The sequence below is a fragment of the Pseudoalteromonas sp. S3178 genome (genome assembly GCF_005886985.1).
GTDB classification, from domain to species: domain Bacteria; phylum Pseudomonadota; class Gammaproteobacteria; order Enterobacterales; family Alteromonadaceae; genus Pseudoalteromonas; species Pseudoalteromonas carrageenovora.
In genome coordinates this window covers 47,291-67,600 of the sequence record NZ_PNCW01000016.1, presented here as the reverse complement: position 1 = coordinate 67,600, position 20,310 = coordinate 47,291, and the positions used below count along the sequence as shown (strand labels likewise).

The 20,310-nt window shown below is 38.6% G+C and carries 19 protein-coding genes and 1 riboswitch; of the genes, 6 read left to right on the top strand and 13 right to left on the bottom strand.

Translation table 11 applies throughout. The features are described 5' to 3' along the window. Window positions 1-57 precede the first annotated feature (57 nt). The 3 genes from CWC11_RS03835 (at window position 58) to msrA (ending at window position 4,834) form a co-directional block, all read left to right on the top strand. Entirely contained in the window at window positions 58-1,110 is a 1,053-nt protein-coding gene (locus CWC11_RS03835; RefSeq protein ID WP_058548649.1) for an efflux RND transporter periplasmic adaptor subunit, read from the top strand. Between the two features lie 3 nt (window positions 1,111-1,113). Next, on the top strand, window positions 1,114-4,212 hold the full coding sequence (locus CWC11_RS03830; protein ID WP_138681624.1) for an efflux RND transporter permease subunit: 3,099 nt from the start codon (window positions 1,114-1,116) through the stop codon (window positions 4,210-4,212). 85 nt (window positions 4,213-4,297) lie between these two features. Continuing rightward, the gene (gene msrA, locus CWC11_RS03825) at window positions 4,298-4,834 is read left to right on the top strand and encodes a peptide-methionine (S)-S-oxide reductase MsrA (RefSeq protein WP_138681623.1); all 537 of its coding nucleotides are present in this window, start codon (window positions 4,298-4,300) and stop codon (window positions 4,832-4,834) included. Between the two features lie 286 nt (window positions 4,835-5,120). Here msrA and CWC11_RS03820 read toward each other — a convergent pair whose 3' ends face one another. From CWC11_RS03820 to CWC11_RS03810, 3 genes are all read right to left on the bottom strand, one after another. After that, complete coding sequence (locus CWC11_RS03820) at window positions 5,121-6,950, bottom strand: TonB-dependent receptor domain-containing protein (RefSeq protein WP_138681622.1); 1,830 nt, start codon at window positions 6,948-6,950, stop codon at window positions 5,121-5,123. A 37-nt stretch (window positions 6,951-6,987) separates the two neighbouring features. Continuing rightward, window positions 6,988-7,154, bottom strand: a riboswitch (cobalamin riboswitch). Between the two features lie 86 nt (window positions 7,155-7,240). After that, on the bottom strand, window positions 7,241-8,032 hold the full coding sequence (locus CWC11_RS03815) for an ABC transporter substrate-binding protein (RefSeq protein ID WP_138681621.1): 792 nt from the start codon (window positions 8,030-8,032) through the stop codon (window positions 7,241-7,243). 174 nt (window positions 8,033-8,206) lie between these two features. Then, window positions 8,207-8,689 carry a YajQ family cyclic di-GMP-binding protein gene (locus CWC11_RS03810; RefSeq protein ID WP_138681620.1) on the bottom strand — a complete coding sequence of 161 codons (483 nt, stop codon included), beginning with the start codon at window positions 8,687-8,689 and terminating at the stop codon, window positions 8,207-8,209. Window positions 8,690-8,840: 151 nt separating this feature from the next. Here CWC11_RS03810 and CWC11_RS03805 point away from each other — a divergent pair, with 151 nt between their 5' ends. Together CWC11_RS03805 and CWC11_RS03800 are read left to right on the top strand one after the other, a co-directional pair. Then, window positions 8,841-9,194 (top strand): VanZ family protein, encoded by a 354-nt coding sequence (locus CWC11_RS03805; RefSeq protein ID WP_138681619.1) that lies wholly within the window; start codon window positions 8,841-8,843, stop codon window positions 9,192-9,194. Next, window positions 9,187-10,089 (top strand): ketopantoate reductase family protein, encoded by a 903-nt coding sequence (locus CWC11_RS03800; RefSeq protein WP_138681618.1) that lies wholly within the window; start codon window positions 9,187-9,189, stop codon window positions 10,087-10,089. The genes CWC11_RS03805 and CWC11_RS03800 overlap by 8 nt, the downstream gene beginning before the upstream one ends. A 39-nt stretch (window positions 10,090-10,128) precedes the next feature. Here CWC11_RS03800 and thiI read toward each other — a convergent pair whose 3' ends face one another. Together thiI and CWC11_RS03790 are read right to left on the bottom strand one after the other, a co-directional pair. Continuing rightward, a complete protein-coding gene (gene thiI, locus CWC11_RS03795; RefSeq protein WP_138681617.1) occupies window positions 10,129-11,586 on the bottom strand; it encodes a tRNA uracil 4-sulfurtransferase ThiI in 1,458 nt (485 codons plus the stop codon). Between the two features lie 97 nt (window positions 11,587-11,683). Further along, a complete protein-coding gene (locus CWC11_RS03790; RefSeq protein ID WP_104643173.1) occupies window positions 11,684-12,337 on the bottom strand; it encodes a TetR/AcrR family transcriptional regulator in 654 nt (217 codons plus the stop codon). A 174-nt stretch (window positions 12,338-12,511) separates the two neighbouring features. Here CWC11_RS03790 and coaD point away from each other — a divergent pair, with 174 nt between their 5' ends. Continuing rightward, window positions 12,512-13,003: a pantetheine-phosphate adenylyltransferase gene (gene coaD / locus CWC11_RS03785; RefSeq protein WP_138681616.1), complete on the top strand. Its 492-nt coding sequence runs from the start codon at window positions 12,512-12,514 to the stop codon at window positions 13,001-13,003. 67 nt (window positions 13,004-13,070) lie between these two features. On the opposite strand, the gene CWC11_RS03780 is transcribed toward coaD, so the two are convergent. The 8 genes from CWC11_RS03780 to CWC11_RS03740 form a co-directional block, all read right to left on the bottom strand. Beyond that, window positions 13,071-13,562: a hypothetical protein gene (locus tag CWC11_RS03780; RefSeq protein ID WP_349304421.1), complete on the bottom strand. Its 492-nt coding sequence runs from the start codon at window positions 13,560-13,562 to the stop codon at window positions 13,071-13,073. Beyond that, complete coding sequence (locus CWC11_RS03775; RefSeq protein ID WP_138681615.1) at window positions 13,562-14,005, bottom strand: hypothetical protein; 444 nt, start codon at window positions 14,003-14,005, stop codon at window positions 13,562-13,564. The genes CWC11_RS03780 and CWC11_RS03775 overlap by 1 nt, the downstream gene beginning before the upstream one ends. Window positions 14,006-14,208: 203 nt before the next feature. Then, a complete protein-coding gene (locus CWC11_RS03770) occupies window positions 14,209-14,640 on the bottom strand; it encodes a hypothetical protein (protein WP_138681614.1) in 432 nt (143 codons plus the stop codon). Between the two features lie 571 nt (window positions 14,641-15,211). Next, entirely contained in the window at window positions 15,212-15,745 is a 534-nt protein-coding gene (locus CWC11_RS03760) for a hypothetical protein (protein WP_138681612.1), read from the bottom strand. 15 nt (window positions 15,746-15,760) lie between these two features. Then, window positions 15,761-15,967 carry a hypothetical protein gene (locus CWC11_RS03755; protein WP_138681611.1) on the bottom strand — a complete coding sequence of 69 codons (207 nt, stop codon included), beginning with the start codon at window positions 15,965-15,967 and terminating at the stop codon, window positions 15,761-15,763. A 290-nt stretch (window positions 15,968-16,257) separates the two neighbouring features. After that, window positions 16,258-18,123, bottom strand: coding sequence for an argininosuccinate lyase (argH, locus tag CWC11_RS03750; RefSeq protein ID WP_138681610.1), 1,866 nt, complete (start codon window positions 18,121-18,123; stop codon window positions 16,258-16,260). A 51-nt stretch (window positions 18,124-18,174) separates the two neighbouring features. Continuing rightward, entirely contained in the window at window positions 18,175-19,377 is a 1,203-nt protein-coding gene (locus CWC11_RS03745; RefSeq protein ID WP_138681609.1) for an argininosuccinate synthase, read from the bottom strand. Beyond that, window positions 19,374-20,306, bottom strand: a complete 933-nt coding sequence (locus CWC11_RS03740; RefSeq protein WP_002958764.1) for an ornithine carbamoyltransferase — start codon at window positions 20,304-20,306, stop codon at window positions 19,374-19,376. The genes CWC11_RS03745 and CWC11_RS03740 overlap by 4 nt, the downstream gene beginning before the upstream one ends. Window positions 20,307-20,310: the final 4 nt, after the last annotated feature.

Sequence of the window (20,310 nt, the reverse complement as noted above, 5' to 3'; positions counted from 1 at the left end):
CCTTTTCCCGGTCTTATTTCGTACAATACTTACAATTCATTTTCAGGTATGAAATCAATGTACTCAAGACAATCAGGTAAAGCTCTCTTTCCATTTATTATTACACTACTTTTAATATTTAGCGTTTACTTATATTTACCCGCTAGCCACGGTGAACAGGCCGATTTATCGCAAATGTCGACCCAAGTAACCGCTCACACGGTTACCTCTCAAGAAAACGCAGTAATGATAGAAGCTATTGGTAGTGCCCGCGCAAACCAAGCAATTTATATTAAAAGTGCACAAAACGACTATGTCACAGATATATACTTTAAAGATGGCGACTTAGTCAGTAAAGGTCAAAAATTAGTTCAACTACAAAGCCAGCAAGAACAACTAGCGGTTAAAGAACTAGGCATAAACCTGCGTGAAGAAAAGCGCCAGCTAGACCGCCTTACTGAGCTTTCACGTACGCAATCAACAGCAAAGTCACTACTTGAAGAGCAGTTATCTCGTGTTGATGCAACAGAGGCTCAACTAGAAAGCGCAAAAACAAAGCTAAACGAAATGACGATTACTGCGCCTTTTTCGGGCCTACTAGGTAAACGAGAAATATCAGTAGGTGCATACGTAAGTAATACAACCATTATCACAACACTTGATGATATTAGTATTATTAAAGTTGATTTTAAAGTACCTGAAAAATACTTATCTCAGCTAGCTATAGGTATGAAGGTATTAACTCAAAACGACGCCTACCCAGGGCAAACGTTTAACGGCAAAGTAACGCATATTAGCTCGCGTATCGACTCTGTAACTCGCAGCGTTGAAGTTACTGCAAGCTTTGCTAATAAATCAGGATTACTTCGTCCTGGCATGTTATTAAACACGGCTCTAGAGCTAAGTAGTAATCAGGCATTAATGGTGCCTGAAAAAGCCGTGATTCCACTTCAAGATAAACATTTTGTATTTCAAATCACTGATGGTGTAGCTAACCGAATTGAAGTACATGTTGCCGGCAGAAACAATGGTTGGGTTGCTATTGATGAAGGCTTAACCGATGGCGAGCAAATTGTTACTGAAGGGCTAATAAAAATTCGCTCTGGTAGCAAAGTAAGCATAAAGGGGTAATACGTGAAGATTACAGATACTAGCGTTAAACGCCCTGTTTTTGCCATTGTAATTAATTTACTACTGCTTACTTTTGGTTTGGTTGCTTTTACTATGCTGCCACTTCGAGAATACCCAGATATTGAAACGCCTATTGTAAATATAAGTACTGAGTACACTGGCGCGTCTGCTGAGATTATAGAAACCAAAATAACGCAAATAATTGAAAACCGTATATCAGGTATTGAAGGTATTAAAAGTATTAACTCATCAAGTCGTAATGGACGTTCAAACATTACTATTGAGTTTAATATTAACCGCGACATAGACGCTGCATCTAACGATGTACGAGAGCGAGTTGCTCGCGCTCTAGATAGCTTACCTGATCAAGTACGCCCACCAGAAATATCTAAATCAAATAGTGATGAAAGCCCTATTGCATGGTTTGTATTAAACAGCGAAACAATGGATTCGTTGCAACTATCTGATTACGCTCAGCGTTTTATTGTTGACCGTTTAGCCGTCGTTGATGGTGTATCAAACGTACGTATTGGCGGAGAGCGCCAATACGCGATGAAGATTTGGCTAAATCGCCAAGCCATGGCTGCCCGTGGAATTACATCAAGTGATATAGAAAATACTCTACGTACAGAAAACGTTGAGCTACCAGCAGGCGAAATTGAGTCGATAGATCGTGACTTTACTGTACGTACAGCCCGAAGCTATAAAGATCAGCGCGATTTTAAAAACCTAGTAATAAAACGCGGCGATGAAGGCTATTTAGTACGTTTAGGCGAAGTTGCCGACGTTCATCTAGAAGCTGCTGACGATGAAAGTTTGTTCCGTGGTAATGGCCGTAACATGATTGGTTTAGGCATTGTTAAGCAAGCTAAAGCAAACACATTAACCGTGGTAGACAATGCCCGCAGCGAACTTGAAAAAATAAAACGAAACCTACCTGAAGGTACTACTATTCAAGACAGCTACGACTCCTCTGTGTTTATTAAAGAGTCTATTAGTGAAGTTTACAGCACTCTAGCAATATCTATGGGACTAGTTGTACTGGTTATATTTTTGTTTTTAGGCAACATACGAGCAACGCTTATCCCGGCGGTAACTGTACCCGTAGCACTGGTTGGTAGCTTTATGTTTTTACTTGCTATGGGTTACTCAATCAACCTATTAACGTTATTGGCATTAGTATTGGCTATTGGTTTAGTAGTAGATGACGCCATTGTAATGCTTGAAAACATTCACCGCCGTATAGAACTGGGTGAGCCACCGTTGTTAGCCGCATTTAGGGGCGCACGTGAAGTAGGTTTCGCAATTGTAGCAACTACACTCGTGCTTATATCGGTATTTGTGCCGCTTGTATTTATGGATGGCCGTATAGGCGCTTTATTTACAGAGTTTGCAATGGCTGTAAGCGCTGCCGTGTTTTTCTCAAGCGTTACCGCGCTAACACTTGCTCCTGCCCTTTGCTCTAAAGTACTTAAAGTATCTGACAAACCAAACAAGTTTAGCCTGTGGATGGACCGTCAGTTTACTAAAATAGAATCAAGCTATCGTAAGTCCTTATCTACCAATATAACCCGTAAATGGGGATTAATGGTGAGCTTATTACTTGCTGGCTTTGTTAGTTACTCGCTATTTTTACAAGTCCCTTCTGAGCTAACGCCAAAAGAAGACCGTGGTACATTCTTTATTATGATGAGTGGCCCAGAAGGCGCAAGCTACGAAAATAATGCCGCCAACATGGCAAAAATTGAAGAGCGCTTAATGCCCTATTCGCAAGCAGGTGAGCTAAGCCGTGTGCTTGTTCGAGTGCCTGGTTGGGGCGGCAGCGGCGGCGTGGCAATTGTAGGTATGGCCGATTGGGATAAGCGTAAACGCTCTACGTGGGAAGTAATGGATGAAATAAGCGGTAAAATGCAAGAAGTTACCGATGTACGTGCCTTTGCCATTATGCGCCGCGGTATTGGCGGTGGTGGCTCATCTCGCCCTATTGAGTTTGTATTGCAAGGTAACGATTACGCACAACTAGCCGATTGGCGCGACCGTATTATAAAACGTGCCGAGCAAAACCCTGGCCTTGTAAGAATCGATCATGATTATAAAGAAACCTTCCCACAGTTTTTAGTCAGTATTGATAAAAACAAAGCGGCTGATTTAGGTGTGTCGGTATCAGATGTAGGCACAACCCTTGAAACAATGTTGGGTCAGCGCCGCGTAACCACCTTTATTGACCGTGGTGAAGAATACGATGTAATTTTAAAAGGCACAAAAGCCGATTTTGCTAACCCTACTGATATTTCAAATATATACCTTAAATCGCGAAGCGGTGAGCTAGTACCGCTAGACAGCCTTATCAGCTTAAAAGAAGAAGCCACAGCATCGCGATTAAATCGTTATAATCGTATGCGCGCTATAACGCTAAGCGCTAACTTAGCTGATGGCTATACACTTGAGCAAGCGCTTAACTTTTTAAATGAAGTAGCCGCGCAGGAAAACGATATTGATGGTGCTGTAGATTACAAAGGCGAATCTCAGCTTTTTTACGAAGGTGCATCTGCGATGACCTACGTATTTATACTTGCTCTTACGGTGACTTTTTTAGTACTGGCAGCACAATTTGAAAGCTTTATGCACCCGTTTGTAATTATGCTAACTGTACCGCTTGGCTTAATGGGCGCTATGTTTGGTTTATGGTCTACTGGCCTTACTCTCAATATTTACAGCCAAATTGGTATTGTAATGCTCATAGGTTTAAGCGCTAAAAACGGTATTTTAATCGTTGAGTTTACTAACCAGCTACGTGATAAAGGCGTTGAATTTAGCGAAGCTATTTTGCAGGCAGCAACTCAGCGCTTACGCCCTATTATTATGACCTCGCTGACCACGGTTATGAGTTCGGTACCTTTAGTACTTGCCTCAGGTCCTGGTGCTGAAAGCCGAATGGTAATTGGTGTTGTTGTATTTACAGGCGTTATAGTCTCTACCTTGCTGACTCTTTTTGTTGTACCTGCTGCGTATTATGCGTTAGCTCGAAACACACAATCGCCTGAGTTTTTACAACAAAAACTAGATAAACAAGCACAAGATAAACCTTTAGAAGAGATCTAACCGCTTAATTGCGCCGTAACCTTGTTGTTACGGCGCATTCATTTTATGCTCGCCTTTAAACTCCATACACATTTAGGAATAATTTATGAGCTCAGCAAAGCAAGTAGCAACATTTGGTGGCGGCTGTTTTTGGTGTATAGATGCTGCATTCAGACGTGTAAATGGCGTATTAAACGTAAGTTCTGGTTACACTGGCGGCGAAACAAACACGCCGACTTACCAATCAGTTTGTACAGGCACTACCGGGCATGCAGAAGTTGTTAAGATTGAATTTGACAGCGCTATAGTGAGCTTTGAAACACTTTTAGCAATGTTTTTTACTTTGCATGATGCAACGCAATTAAATCGCCAAGGTAACGATATAGGCACGCAATACAGAAGCGTTGTTTATTACCATGACGACGCGCAATTAAAGCAAACCAATGAAATGATAGCCCAATTACAAAACCACGTTAGCGAGCCAATAGTGACAGAGGTTAGCCCAGCTACAACGTATTACCCTGCAGAGCATTATCATCAAGATTACTACAACGAAAACCCCCAACAAGGTTACTGTAGTATTTTAATAGCACCTAAATTACACAAGTTTGAAACCGTTTTTAAAGAGTTTTTAACTGAGTAACTAATTTAAGCAGTTAATTTAAGTAGTTAAATTTAGCTACACATTAAAAAGCCCGATTTAAATCGGGCTTTTGTATTTTCAGCTGAACTTAAAAGCCTTTAATACCAATCTGCTTATATATGGGGTCTATTTAACGTTAAGAAAATTACGCTAGAACTAGGCAAAAATTTTTGTATCTAGTTATTCTAAATAAAAAATTTTTAACGACGTTATAGTGCAATTTAATTCGTTAAATTGATCAAAAATTTATGCAGGTTGGTATAACTACAAAGGTTATTAAAGACGACTAAAACTGGTAGCTTGCGCCTGCAAAAAAGCGACGCTCTGGTGTGTTGTAGTAATACACTTCACCCGTTGTAAAATCAGCATTTGAATCAACCGCGTTGTATTCTTTATCAAATAAATTTTCTACACGAAGTGATACTTCAATGTGCTCATTTACTTGGTAATTACCCGCTAAGTTCCAAAGTGTGTAAGAACCTAAACGTGTCACAGCGCCTTGGCGGTCACTACGGTATTGCATATCTAGTGTTGCATCAAATGCACCAAACTGTTTTGCTACTTCCCAGTTGAACGTACGTTTAGCAACGTTACGTAATTCTGCGCCTGTTTCTTTGTTTTCTGCACTTAAGTAAGCAAAGTTAATATTGCTATCAAACCCATAAAACTGCTGAGAAAGGCTAAACTCAACCCCTTCATAGCGCGCTTCGTTAATGTTAGCTAAAGCAAAATTTGCATCGTAATCAATTTTATCTTCAATGTCGTTTCTAAAAATAGCGACATCAACTTGTGCAGCATCAAAGTTTACATTTACGCCAAGTTCACGGTTTACAGACTTTTCAGGCTGCAGATCAGGATTACCAAAATTAGGATAGTATAAATCGTTAAAGGTAGGCGCTTTAAAACCTGTACTTTGGCTTATACGAAATGTTGAATCTTTAGATAAATGATAACCCGCGGCAGCAGTGTAAGTTGTTTCGTCACCAAACTGCTCGTCATCATCTTGGCGAACAGTTAAATTAGCCAGTACTGTGTCGGTATCGTAATAAGCCCCTACAAACACAGCAAGTACGTCACGGTTATCTTCAACAAATACCTCAGAGCTGTGCGACACATCATCGTTATACCAGTTAACACCACCACTAATATTAACGTCACTAGAAACTGTATATTGGCCGTTATAATCAATTTGTGTACGTTTAGTTATAAACGTGCTTGTAATTGGCAAGCCCGTAGAGAAATTAACATACGTGTTATCAGAGTCATCTGTTGAAATTGCAACATCAATACTGTGTGATTGATTGGTATAATTTTTATTCCAAAGCGCTGATAACTGATAGTTTTTAAAGTCATTAACCTCTACAGTACTTGTTGCAGGGCTAAAGCGACTATCGTAATCTGCGTAACCTTCGCTGTATTGACCTAGTAACTTAAAGTCGCCGTAATGTGCGTCGGAGTAATTTACTTTAAAACCAAGGTTTTTATTTTCATAGCCATCTTCATCGGGTGCCACACCTTGCAATGCGTCAAAGCCATCTGTTTTTTCATAACCCGCATTAAAAGCGGTGGTCACAATAGCCGATTTAACAGAACCCGCAACTTGATAGTTTTGGTATGCGTCTGAGCCAAAAGTAGCATCTAAAGATAAATTATCAGCTTCACGCGTAATAATATTAATAACACCCGCAAGAGCATCTGAGCCATAAACAGCAGCACGTGAGCCTTTAATAATTTCGATACGCTCAATACTATTTAAAGGAACATTACTTAGCGCTTTTTGACCAAGCGTTGCCGAACCCGTCCGTACGCCATCGATTAAAATTAAAGTATCGCCAGAACCTGTACCACGTAAAGACACGCCAGAATTTTGGCCAAAGCCGCCGTTAGGATTAATTTGAAAGCCGACTTGTTTGCTTAATAGCGTTGGTAAGTCACGCACGTTGCTTGCATCTATTTCGGCGCGGTCAATAACATTTACGCTTGCTAAAACATCATTAATTGATTGCTCAAATTTATTAGCAGTAACAGTTATTTTTTCGATTGAATTATCTGCAGCAGACACAGAAAATGACAGCGCAGCAGTAATTGCAACGCCTAGTGTTGTTTTATTTAACATGATGGTCCCTATCTTTGCCCACCGCAAAGATTTAAGTAAGTAAGATTACTTTAAGGCCGGTCTCCGGACTCAGTAAACACCATAAAAAAAGTGTTAATACTTTACCGTTGCGGGGGCAGTGTTGGGATTGCTTTTGTCATAAATACGCACCAACTTCCCGATTATCTTGCTGTTAGTTTCAATACCTTAAAACCAGTGCATGAGCACTAAGCAAGCACCTTAAAAATATGCGGCTATTGTGAGTACTTTGTTTACAAATGTCAACGGACGTCTATACAGCTAAAACCTAATTACTCTGGTGTATTATCAAAGCTAAATGGTGCTGAGTATTTATTTAGTAACTTTATAATATGGGGCTTTGTAGCTGCTGAGTTAAGAATTGAATCTATTTTAGATGCAGATATTTTGCTTTGCTTAGGGCTTACTAAAAAGTGAGTGTCGAACACGGCGTCTGGTTTTTCGCTTTTATATAACAAACTCATATCGAATATTTTTTTATTTTTAAAATATTGATAAGCAATATTATTTAAAACACCGACATCTGAGCGCTGCAATAACAGCATTTTTACTACATTGAACTCATCAACTGTAAGGCTAACATTATGCTCTTCGCTTAAGTAATACGCGTCGGTATTAAACCCTGCAAAGTGATAAGAGTAACCAAGTACACCGGCTTTAGTTAATGATTGTAAGTCATCAAAGTAGGTTTGATCTTTGGCGTTTTCTTTAAGTGCATATAATTCATTTTTAGTAATAACATAAAATTTGCTCTGGGTAATATTTTCTCGCGCTGATAGAGGGATCCATTGCTGCGCCATTAAAAATAAAACATCAAATTTGTTTTGCTCTACTGATTTGGTCAACCTTTTTACAGGTAATGAATTGAGTATAAAGTTATATTCACTTTGGGTATTGTTTAATACTTTAATAAACTCAGGGGCTAAGCCCTGCTGTTTTTGGGCATTAATGACTATAGGAAAATAACCATCTTCTACTAATACATTTATATCTATTGATTTACTTGTGCTTGAGCTACTAAAAAATACAAAAGTAATAAAAACTAAAAGTTGGTAGCGATTCATTAATACACCTAAAACAAAAATATTTAATAAGAGTATAAGTATAGTAGCTTAACTATTAAACATAGTTTGATTTATTAAGGGTGCTAACAGCGCTTAAAAATAACTCAACCTGAGCTTAAATTATTAAGCGCAGGTTGAAGAGGTATTATTTATAACTAGCCGTACTATAAATAATTAATCGCGGAAGTTTTTAAACTGAAAAGGCTGGCCTAAATCAGCGCTGCGAACTACCTGCATAGCTTCTTGTAGGTCGTCACGCTTTTTACCTGTAACACGTACTTCTTCACCTTGAATAGCGGCTTGTACTTTTACTTTAGAATCTTTAATGGCTTTAACTACTTTTTTAGCCATGTCTTTTTCAATACCTTGCTTAAGGCCAACGTTACGAAAAACATTTTTGCCTGCACGCGTAATATCTTGAAGCTCTAAGCTTGCTACATCCATACCACGTTTAGATATTTTACCGGCTAAAATATCAAACAATTGCATAACTTGTGAATCAGCTTCTGCTTTTAGTTTGATTGTTTTGTCATTTAGCTCTATTGATGCGTCTACGCCTCTAAAGTCAAAACGCGTTTCTAGCTCTCGGTTGGCATTATCAACCGCGTTTTTTGCTTCGTTCATTTCTACTTCAGATACAATATCAAATGAAGGCATTGATTTCTCCTAACTATTTAATCTTAATTTAATGTGGCAATTATAACGCTAAAATTATAAATCTTTACATTTTTCTGCATGTTGTTCAGGTGCGATACTAATTTAGTTTGATATACTGGCGATTCTTTTTTAAGCGATTTTAGGATCTGTCGTGACAAGGCGTGTTTATCAAGCAATTTTTTTAATCAGCATAGTGGCTTTTACTTTCTTATTTGCAAAGGAAGTAAAAGGGGGAGTTGTTAATTTATTTCCACATGTTGATAAAGTCGCCCACTTCGGGATTTTTTTCGTACTAGCTATCATAATGGATAAAGCGTTTAAGCTTCCTTTGTATGCACAAATAATGCTATTGGCTGGATACGGTGCATCTATAGAAATAATGCAAGACGCCCTTCCCTACAGACAGGCATCACTAGGTGATTTTTTTGCTGACTTTGCTGGTGCTGCTAGCTACTTTTTAATTAGAATTATTTTTACCCCTCGAAAAAAGAACCCATATGGCTAATATTTTAATTGTTGGTGATGGCGCTATAGGCTTATTACTGAGCCACTTTTTAAGCACATCAAATCATGTAACGGTATTAACTCGTAAAGCCTCTACGAACACACGTTTTTATAGCCGTGGTAATAATGCATCTAAAAGAATTAACGCACAGTTTATTTCTTTAAATCAGCTAAATAAATACAACGAATTTGATCTTGTATTATTTACGGTTAAAGCCTTTCAGGTACCCGATGCCTTTGCTCAAGTAAAACCTTTTTTATCTAAAGGTTGCTCTGTCGTTCTTTCGCATAATGGAATGGGAAATGTTGACGAGATAAATGATCAACTTAATAGCACCCAAGCACTCTACTTTTTAACCACTAGCATGGCAGGGTATAAATCTAACCAATATATTGTGCAACATACAGGCGAAGGACAAAGTGTGGTTGGCGGTTGTAATAGCCTCGCACTTCAAAATAACGAAGTTATCGCCGAGGCTTTAAAAGCAGTACCTAACATTAAATGGACTGATAACATTCATCAGCTTCGCTTTGAAAAACTGCTTGTAAACATTGCTATTAACCCTCTTAGCGCCTTAAACAATATTAAAAATGGTGAGCTACGCTCTCCTAAATATAACGCAATAATTTTTAGCGCACTTAATGAGGCATGTAATATAGCAAAAGCCCAAGGGCTTGATATCCCATTAATTAAAGCATTAAACACCGCTTATAAAATAATGGAGCTGACCTGCGATAATTACTCATCTATGCAGCAAGATGTTGTTCATAACAGAACGACCGAAATTGCAGCCATTTGTGGGTATATTCGTCAGCAAGGCAAACTTTATAATATTAAAACACCTTATAATAATGAGCTACTTGCTAAAGTTGAGGCAAAAAAAAGCGTGGTTTAAACCACGCTTATATAAATACTTAACCTAAATTTTGGTTACTTACGGGCGATAAACTTTAACTGTATCAAAGCCTTGCTCATGTAAAATAAGCGCTTGTAACTGGCTCATAACACCTCTTTCGCAATATAAGTAATAATCTTTATCTTTTGGTAAATCACCAAACTTAGTCGCTAAGCGGAAAAACGGTAAATGCACCACTTCAATGCCATCAACCTCTAGTGGTGCTGCATCTTCTTCTTCAGGTGAGCGAATATCAACAACCACTGCGCCAGCTGGTAAATCAGCAACCGACTCAGCTTCTTTCAGCTCTTGCTTAGCTTCTACGTCAATGTCGCGTACATCCATAATGCGGGCATTTTCTACTACGGTATTTAGTACATCAAAGTCGAACTTTTCTTCTTCGCCTTTAATAACATCAATTTTAGCTTTAACGGTTGGCTTTTTAGAAATTACGCCACAGTACTCTGGCATCGTTTCGGCCATTTCTGCGGTACCAATTTGGCGGGCGATATTAATAATTTCTTGCTTATCGTGCTGAATAAGCGGGCGTAAAATAAGCGTTTCGGTTACGCGGTCAATCACGCTTAAATTAGCTAGTGTTTGGCTTGAAACCTGACCAATACTTTCACCAGTTACAAGTGCTTGAATGTTTAGCTTTTGTGCAACTTGGCTACCTGCACGCATCATCATGCGTTTTAGTACAACACCCATTTGGCTGTTTTCAACGTTTTCTAAAATCTCTGCGACTACGGGTTCAAAATCAACAGTTACAAACTTAACTTTATGGGTAGAGCTAAACTTTTTCCATAAATAGTAACTTGCTTGCTTAACACCAATTTCGTGAGCTGCGCCACCTAAATTGAAGAATAAAAAGTGCGTACGAGCGCCTTTACGGATCATTTGATAACTAGCTACACCAGAGTCAAAACCACCCGACATAAGCGAAAGCACGTCTTCTTGAGTTGGCAGTGGAAAACCAGCCATACCAAAATGTGTTTGCGTTACTATATAAGCTTTATCGTCTTTTACTTCTAAGCGAATAGTTACTTCAGGGCGGCTTAACTTAACGCGTGCACCTTCTACGTGCTGGTTTAAACCACCACCTACGTAACGCTCTAAATCTGTTGAAGTAAAATCGTGTTGCCCGATACGTTTAGCACGTACGCAAAATGTTTTGCCAACAATCGTATGCCCTACTAGATCAATAGTTTTTTTATAAATATCGTCAAGTGTAGTGAAGTCTGTTTCGGTTACTTCAATAAATTGCACAATTCCAGGAATACGCTGTAGGCTGTCAATAAAGTCTAAGCGCGTTTGTGCATCAACCAATTTAGTAACGACTGAAATGTTATCCCAGTTGTTTCTTACTTGTACTTTTTCGTCAACACGACGCAATACAATTTTAATGTTATTTTCTAACACTTTAGTAAAGCGTTTACGTACCGAACGGCTTTTAATGGCAATTTCAGGATGTAGTTTGACGATAAATTTAAGCATAGTTCACTCTTAGACTGCGGGAATTCGCGCTCCCAGGCATTGGGCGCGCGATTATATCAAAAAATTTTGCGTCTAGGAACTAACCAGAAAAATGAGACTAAGCAACACTTGGGGCGTGTTGTGCAAGTTCGGTGTACTTTTCACGTAGTTGGTTCATTTTATCAATACTTTTATCAGTACTGTAAGCCCTGAATAAAGTCAGTACCTTTAAAATACCATGGTAAATATCTTGCTCAGCGAGTGCGCCACTTGGTCTACGTGCTTTTATGTAGGGTGTCCAAAAGCTCACGGTAAGCTTGAGTGTATGGGCAAGTTCTAATGCGTCTTGCTCTTCTATAAATATCATATCGCTATCGCGTAAGCCTAAAATAACTTGGCGTACCTGCTCGAGCAATGCTGACTGAAAACCAATATACGCTTGTTTTAAGCTTTCATCTCTGGAGAGAATATCGCCCAAGTTGTCGTAAAAAAAGTGATAACGCCACATCAACTCAAATAATGAATCTAAATACGCTGTTAGGTGATCAAATGCATCATCGTTTGCATGTATTGGTTTAAAATGAGTGTTTAAGTGCTCGCTATAAAGCGCAAAAATATGACGGATAATGTCTTCTTTATTTTTAAAGTGATAATAAAGGTTACCCGGGCTCATCCCTAAATGCGATGCAATATGATTAGTTGATATTGCACGCTCACCATGTTCATTAAATAACGAAATACTGGTGTGTATTATTTTTTCCTTGGTATTCATATGCGACTACTCAAATTAACTTATAAACTACATTACACTAAATATAATCTTTGCAGTATAAACAAATCGAGCTGGTTTAAATACCACCATAATTTACTATTTTAAAAACGAGCTAAGCTGATTTGTACTACAAACACTGATAGACTACTCAAAAAATAATAGTTAGTGAAACTTATGAACGTTACGGCAATTTACCCTGGTACATTCGATCCTTTAACCAATGGGCACACAGATCTTATTCAACGCGCAGCTAAAATGTTTAGCACTGTGATTGTAGCTATTGCTCATAACCCATCTAAACAACCGTGTTTTAGCCTTGAAGAACGAGTGGATTTAGCCAACAACATTTTAGGCCATTTAAGTAATGTAAAAGTAATTGGTTTTTCGGGTTTACTGGCAAATTTAGCCTACGAACATAAAGCCGATGTGCTTATTCGTGGTATTAGAGCGGTGTCTGACTTTGATTACGAGTTTCAGCTTGCGAACATGAACCGTCGCCTAAATCCAGATTTAGAAAGCGTGTTTTTAACACCTTCAGAGCGTAATTCATTTATATCGTCAACACTGGTTAAAGAAGTGGCACGCCATAATGGTGATGTAAGCGAGTTTGTTCACCCTGTTATTGTTGATGCCTTAACAGAAAAGTTGGGCTGCGATGCGTGTTAAAGTACACATTTGCATTAGCGCTGCAATGCGCTAATACCCTTAGCTACTTTTGCACACTAGCTTGTAATTACTTATTGGTAAATAAGAAGTTTTTAAGTCTTACTAAACCTAAAAAATCCTTTTTAATGAAAAAAATACTCACCATGGTGACATCCATAATATTAATAACAACTGTGTAAAAAGACCAAAACCACCAAGGTTCGTAATTACCATGTACAAACACATCTATATGCATAGCTAAAAACAACAACGAATTGATACTCAAACCAAATAATAAGTAAGTAGATATGCGCTTTTCAGGTAGATAATACCGCAGGAATAAAATAAAAAATAAAGTGGCTACATCATAGCAAAATAACTCTATGTAACTAATTTCATAAACATCGAGAAAGAAACTAAAGCAATAAGATATAGCCATAACTAAGGATAACCAAACAGGCTTTTTATCTGCATAGTTTATGCTGGTTGAAAATGAGTACAAAAAGGCCATTAAAAAGCCCCACTGTACTAACACACCAATATAAACTGACACTTCTGGAGGGATTAGAACATTATTCACTATTGCGGTTTCTTAGCACATAACGAGCGAATAAGGTTTTTGAAATAAATAATTTTTAAAAAATCCTTATTTATAAACAACACTAAAATCATGCTCAAATCAGAAATGGCCACAACTGATGAATACAACCCCCAAAGCCACCAATAGGTGTAATTATGTAAAATATAAGAGTCTAAATACATACCTAGAGCAAAGCACATGTTGATACTTAGTCCAAGCATGAGATACATAAATGCAATCGTTTTCTCTTTAATATAAAAGTATTGAGCAATAATTAAAACCACAACGGTAATAGCGTCTAATATAGCGAGGTCAAGGTAAGTAATGGTTTCGTAATTGAACAAAACACCTGGAAAATACGAAATAGCCATAATCGATGAAAGTATAACTAACGCTTTAGAGCGTGAATTGATAGATGAGACTAAAGAATATAAAAATGCCATGAGGAACCCCCATTGCAATACCACACCGATTATATGTGCAATTCTCACATCTAATAAAAAAGAGATGATACCCATCTTAAAAGTAAACGCTAATAATAAGCACCTCAAAAATAATAAACAACACCGTTAGCTGAGCATCTAGCTTAGTATTTTACTTATTAAAACTAAAACTTTCATCGCCATAAACATATCAATAATTTGATTTAAAGTGCTAACTGCAAAAGCCACCTTTTAAACTTAATTAAGCCTAAAAAGTCCCTATAAATGATTAGTACGGCGTTCATACACAAATCAGAAAACATAACGACCGATGAATAAAAATGCCAAAACCACAAGCAGATATAATTATATAGAGTATTGGTATCTAGATAAATGCTAAGGGCTAAAAAGTCGTAAACGCTAAGGCCGATAATTAGGTAGACATAAGCTGTCGTTTTCTCTTTAATAAAATAACGCTGGGTTACATACACTGCTACTAAAATAGCAATATCTAAAAGGGCAAAATCTAAATAAGTAACCGTTTGAAAGTTTGTGAATATCCAAGGTAAATAACCTACCGTCATTATACTCGAAAGTGCGACTAAGCCTTTAAAGGATTCATTAATTGAGGATACGAATGAATATAAAAAGGCCATAAGCCCCCCCACTTCACAATGACGCTTAATACATAAGCGAAATCGAAGTTAGAGATTACATCAAAAATAGCCATGTTATTAAAGCTCAACCACACTTATAGCTTCTCACTAAATCGATTACTCTTTAATTGATTGAATACTAATGAAAGCATCATTAAAACATCAATTACGTTTACGCCGATAGAATAAACACTCCAATACCACCATGGCTCAAAGTTATACAAAATGTATATATCACAATACAAAAGCAACGTAAGTACGGCATTAGCAGTTAAAGCCAGAACGAGGAACAGAAAAACTTTAGTACGTTGAAAAACAATAAAGTATTGTAAAGTGAATAGCGCGATAATTGTAACAAAGTCGTATAAAGCCCAATTAAGATATAGGTTATCTAACAATTTTACATAGCTGCTAACAATATATGAGCAGAGCATTAGCGCAGACAAATAAACAGGAGACTTATTTTCTTTGTTTATGCTGGAGACTAAACAAAAAAGGAAGGCCATTAAAAAGCCCCATTGAGAGAAAGCCGCGATATAATCCATTAGGGCTTCAGATAAGTACATTTAATCTAGGTTACTACGTGAGAATCTTTTGATTTGAAGTAGTTGAGGACTTTGCTTTTTAATTTATGAAGACCGAGAAAGTCCCTATCAACGATAAGAGCCACGACCATTGTTAAATCAATTACATTTACACTATAAAGATAAATATCCCATAAAATCCAAGGCTCTTGATTGCCATAAACATAAACATCTAAATGCATAGATAACATAAGAAACATATTTATAGAAAGACCTGTAATTAAATACAAAAGAGAAGCACTAGAAAGCCTAACTATACCATAAGCAATTATTAAACTGACAATAGTGATAGCATCATGCATAGCCCAATCAAAGTAGGTCGTATTATAATATGATATCCAAGTATAAAAGTAGTCAGTTGCAGAATAAGAAACCATCATAATAATTGAGCTGATTAGTAAAGTCGTATTTCTTTTAACACCTAAGCTATAAACAAAAATGTTGAAAAAGAAAGCCATGAGAAAAGCCCACATAACTAAGGCTGATAGCGAAAAAAGACCAAACAGCTCAAATAAAAACATTAAATACCTATATAACTATTTTGGGCGAGAACCAGTACCGCCAGAAAGTAATGTACCACCACGTTGTAAATCATTACTAGAAGCGCTCATTGCCTCTTGAGAGAAACTTACTGTATCAGATTGTAGGGTTTTAGGGCTAGCAGTTTGTTCCGTTGCAGGCTGTAATTGTTGTGTTTTATTGTATGCTTGCATTTGTAACTGGCTATTAGCTGAAACTTGCATGTGATTGATCCTTGTAAAAGTTTTAATATTATTTGGCGCAACTTTTAATCACACCATCATCTAGGTAATTGCATTACCTGTTTTAAGCAGTGATAGCTATTTTGCTATCTGACTTATACAAAGCAACCAATGTGCCAACATTTTTTGACATATTAAAAATATATGCTATCAGCAGCAATTTATTAAAACTAACCTAAAACCTTCACTAGACTGCAAGCTCATCAGACCAGTGCATTATACACATAAAAAAACGCACAGGGGTAACCGTACGTTTTTTGTATCCAGGGAATTTAAGCCACGTATTTACACGGGATCTCCGCACGTGTACTCGGCTTCAAAATATATTCCATCGCAACTTCGTCACAGTTTTCTTTACGAAGGCAAAGCTCGCAATCTTTCATTACTTTTTCTGGTAACGATTCTTTGCTACAAAAAGTAAAACGTTGTTGCTCAAAAAAATCTGGCACTCGCGTTAATACAATAACGCGGTTAAGCGCCAATTTTTTGGCTTTTGTTAATAAATGATCTACAAGCTGCCTGCCCTGCCCTGATACAGCACTTTTAGGGTCTATACCTAAAGAGCGTATTTCAGCAAGGCCAGTGTCGTAAATATATAACGACGCACAGCCCGATACCTTTCCATTTATTTCAGTTACCGCAAACTCGTTAATAGAGTGCACCATGTCGCTTTTAGCGCGAGGTAGGTTTTCACCTACGGTTGCCCAGTGTTGAATGAGCGTTGCAATAGCCTCAACATCATCTAAATTTGCATCACGAACCGTTATTTGCTGTTTTTTTTTGGCTTCTTTAACAGCATTCGTTACTTGTTCGATAGATGTACCACCAAGCGCTTGACGAGCTTTTATGCAGGCATCTATCTCAAGTACTGGGTAAACATCATCTTCAAATACGTCATTAACCGATTTGTACTGCTCAAGTGAAAGCTCCTCTAGGGTTTTACCTTCACTAATGGCAAGCTGCACCAGCACACCAACGATGTGGTGACCTTCTCTAAATGGCACACCTTTAGCAACCAAGTAGTCAGCGAGTTCTGTTGCATTAGCGTGGCCACCTTTTGCCGCGGCTAACGTTTTATCGCCGTTTACTTTTACGCCCTTAATACACGCTTGTGCCATATGAATACACGCAAGCCATGTTGGCATAGCATCAAATAAGCCTTCTTTGTCTTCTTGCATATCTTTATTATAAGCAAGAGGGAGTGCTTTAAGGGTCATCATCATGGCACTAAAAGCGCCAAATACACGGCCAGTTTTACCACGAATAAGCTCTAATGCATCTGGATTCTTTTTCTGCGGCATTAAAGATGAGCCAGACGTTACATTATCTGCAAGCTCAATAAAGCCAGCTTCACCCGAGTTATAAAAAATTAAATCTTCAGACATACGTGATAAATGAATCATCGAAATAGATGCACAACTTAAAAGCTCGACTACAAAGTCACGATCAGATACACCATCAAGGCTATTTTTCGTCGCGCCTGTAAAACCTAAGCCATGCGCTAAAGCTTGGCGATCAATTGGGTAAGCTGTACCAGCTAATGCACCACTGCCAAGCGGGCAAAAATTAAAACGTGCTTTGGCATCTTGTAGGCGGCTTTCATCACGTTCAAGCATTTCTACGTAGGCCATACACCAATGACTAAATAATACAGGTTGAGCACGTTGCAAGTGAGTGTAGCCAGGTAAAATAGTACCCAGTTCACGCTCTGCAAGGGCAACAAATTCAGCTTTTAATCCGGCAATAGCACCAAGCAAATGATCGGCAGTATCGCGGCACCATAATCTAAAGTCGGTGGCTACTTGGTCATTACGGCTTCGCCCTGTGTGTAGCTTTTTAGCTAAATCGCCTACTTTTTCGATTAGTGCAGCTTCAACGTGCGAGTGAATATCCTCAGCACCTGAGGTTGCTACAGCCTGTGGATCTGCTTTTACTTCTTCAAGCAGTTCGTTTAATGCTGCTACTAATTTTGTATGCTCCTCACTTGAAAGCACATTAACTTGCTCAAGTGCGCCTGCCCATGCCACAGAGCCAATAATATCTTGCTCTGCTAACTGGTAATCGAACGGAAGTGAGTCGTTAAATTGTTTAAACGCCTCATCTGGACCCGTAGAAAAACGTCCGCCCCATAATGCCATGAAATCTCTCCAAACCCTATAATGCCCCTTTTACAAGGGGCTATAAATAATTTACTTTTTAGCCATTGCTGAAATTCTGCTCGAAAGCGAGAATAAACGAATAAAGCCTTCAGCGTGCGATTGGTCATACACATCGTCTTCACCAAAGGTAGCAAAGTCTTCGCTGTATAAGCTATTAGGTGATTTTTTCTGAACAGCTGTCACTTGGCCTTTGTAAAGCTTAAGTACAACTTCACCCGTTGCTAAAGTAGAAAGTGCTTCTGCGCCCGCTAAAATAGAATCTTTAAGAGGTGTAAACCAACGACCATCATAAACTAAGTGCGAAAACTCACCGCCCAATACTTCTTTCCATTTACGGCTTGATTTATCAAGTACTAGCTCATCAATGGCTTGCAGTGCCGCCATAATAACGGTGCCACCTGGCGTTTCGTAACAGCCGCGCGATTTCATGCCTACTAAACGGTTTTCTACAATGTCTACTCGGCCAACGCCATGCGGTGCAGCAATGCCGTTTAATTTAACTAAACAGTCGTAAGGTTTAAGCTCTTCACCATTTACCGCAACTACTTCACCTTCGATAACAGTAAGCGTTACATGCTCAGCTTTATCAGGAGCTTGCTCTGGTGAGTTAGTCCACGTCCACACTTGGTCGCTAGGCTCACACCATGGATCTTCAAGCTCACCACCTTCGTGCGAAATATGCCATGCGTTAGCATCACGGCTGTATATTTTTGTAGCAGAAGCAGAGCACGGAATATCACGCTCAGCTAAATAATCTAGTAATGATTCACGACTCGATAAGTCCCACTCACGCCATGGCGCAATTACTTTTAAATCGGGTGCAAGTGCTGCAAAACACGATTCAAAACGAACTTGGTCGTTACCTTTACCAGTACAACCATGAGAAAGTGCATCGGCACCTACTTTACGTGCAATTTCAACTTGCGCTTTAGCGATAATTGGGCGCGCCATTGAAGTACCAAGTAAATAAGTACCTTCGTAAATAGAACCCGTTTTAAGCGTTGGGTAAATGTATTCACTTACCATTTCGTCTTTTAAGTCAACTACGTAACATTCAGATGCACCTGATGCGATTGCTTTAGCTTCTACGCCTTCAAGCTCTTCAGCGCCTTGGCCTACATCGGCAACAAACGCGATTACTTCACAATCGTAGTTTTCTTTTAACCATGGCACGATAGCCGACGTATCAAGACCACCTGAATAGGCTAAAACGACTTTTTTAATTGAACTCATAGGTGTTCCTTAACAAAATTTGGATTTAGTAATGTAACTAGCAGAGCATTTTGCGCATGCATGCGATTTTCTGCTTGTTGAATAATTTTAGATGCTGGACCATCCATTACCTCAGAGGTAATTTCAAATTCACGGTGTGCCGGTTGGCAATGTAATACCGTAGTTGCACCTGTTTGATCTAGCAATGCCTGATTTAATTGATAAGGCATATATTTTTCTTTAACTTGCTCAAGCGGTGTTGTATCACCCATTGATACCCAAGTATCTGCATATACAACGTTTGCACCCACAGCCGCTTCAACACGGTCACTTACCATCACTGATGCGCCATTCATTGCCGCTATTTGCTCTGCCTTTTTAAGGATTTGCGAATCAGGCGAGCTGCCTTTTGGCGTTACAGCAACAAAATCAGTGCCAAGCGTTGCCGCTAAAAGCATTAATGAATGAGTTACATTGTTGCCCTCACCTAAGTAAGCCACTTTAAGCTCGCTCACATCGCCGTGAACTTCTTGAAGCGTTAAAAAATCAGCAAGAGCTTGGCATGGGTGGTATAAATCACACAAACTATTTACTACCGGTACTGATGCGTATTCACCTAATGTAGTTAATGTGCTGTGCTGATTTACGCGTGCAACAATACCATCGGCCCAAGTAGAAATATTAAGTGCGAAATCTTTAATTGATTCACGTGCACCCATAGCGCCATTTTGCTGATCTAAATAAACTGCATGGCCACCAAGGCGGTTAATACCTATATCAAACGATAAGCGAGTACGTAAACTTTGTTTTTCAAACAATGTTACGATTGATTTTCCCGCTAATACGTTGCTGTATTTTTCTGGTTTTGCTTTTATATCTTGCGCTAACTTTAATAAATTAAGTGCGCCTTCTTGGTCTAACTCTAAACCCGTTAAAAAATTCTCAAACATAATA

Excerpts from the sequence above, each read along its gene's own strand:
- CWC11_RS03835 (WP_058548649.1), top strand. The coding sequence starts at position 58 with ATGTACTCAAGACAATCAGGTAAAGCTCTCTTTCCATTTATTATTACA.
- msrA (WP_138681623.1), top strand. The coding sequence starts at position 4,298 with ATGAGCTCAGCAAAGCAAGTAGCAACATTTGGTGGCGGCTGTTTTTGG.
- CWC11_RS03820 (WP_138681622.1), bottom strand. The coding sequence starts at position 6,950 with ATGTTAAATAAAACAACACTAGGCGTTGCAATTACTGCTGCGCTGTCA.
- CWC11_RS03815 (WP_138681621.1), bottom strand. The coding sequence starts at position 8,032 with ATGAATCGCTACCAACTTTTAGTTTTTATTACTTTTGTATTTTTTAGT.
- CWC11_RS03810 (WP_138681620.1), bottom strand. The coding sequence starts at position 8,689 with ATGCCTTCATTTGATATTGTATCTGAAGTAGAAATGAACGAAGCAAAA.
- CWC11_RS03800 (WP_138681618.1), top strand. The coding sequence starts at position 9,187 with ATGGCTAATATTTTAATTGTTGGTGATGGCGCTATAGGCTTATTACTG.
- thiI (WP_138681617.1), bottom strand. The coding sequence starts at position 11,586 with ATGCTTAAATTTATCGTCAAACTACATCCTGAAATTGCCATTAAAAGC.
- CWC11_RS03790 (WP_104643173.1), bottom strand. The coding sequence starts at position 12,337 with ATGAATACCAAGGAAAAAATAATACACACCAGTATTTCGTTATTTAAT.
- coaD (WP_138681616.1), top strand. The coding sequence starts at position 12,512 with ATGAACGTTACGGCAATTTACCCTGGTACATTCGATCCTTTAACCAAT.
- CWC11_RS03775 (WP_138681615.1), bottom strand. The coding sequence starts at position 14,005 with ATGGCATTTTTATATTCTTTAGTCTCATCTATCAATTCACGCTCTAAA.
- CWC11_RS03770 (WP_138681614.1), bottom strand. The coding sequence starts at position 14,640 with ATGGCCTTTTTATATTCATTCGTATCCTCAATTAATGAATCCTTTAAA.
- CWC11_RS03760 (WP_138681612.1), bottom strand. The coding sequence starts at position 15,745 with ATGTTTTTATTTGAGCTGTTTGGTCTTTTTTCGCTATCAGCCTTAGTT.
- CWC11_RS03755 (WP_138681611.1), bottom strand. The coding sequence starts at position 15,967 with ATGCAAGTTTCAGCTAATAGCCAGTTACAAATGCAAGCATACAATAAA.
- argH (WP_138681610.1), bottom strand. The coding sequence starts at position 18,123 with ATGGCATTATGGGGCGGACGTTTTTCTACGGGTCCAGATGAGGCGTTT.
- CWC11_RS03745 (WP_138681609.1), bottom strand. The coding sequence starts at position 19,377 with ATGAGTTCAATTAAAAAAGTCGTTTTAGCCTATTCAGGTGGTCTTGAT.
- CWC11_RS03740 (WP_002958764.1), bottom strand. The coding sequence starts at position 20,306 with ATGTTTGAGAATTTTTTAACGGGTTTAGAGTTAGACCAAGAAGGCGCA.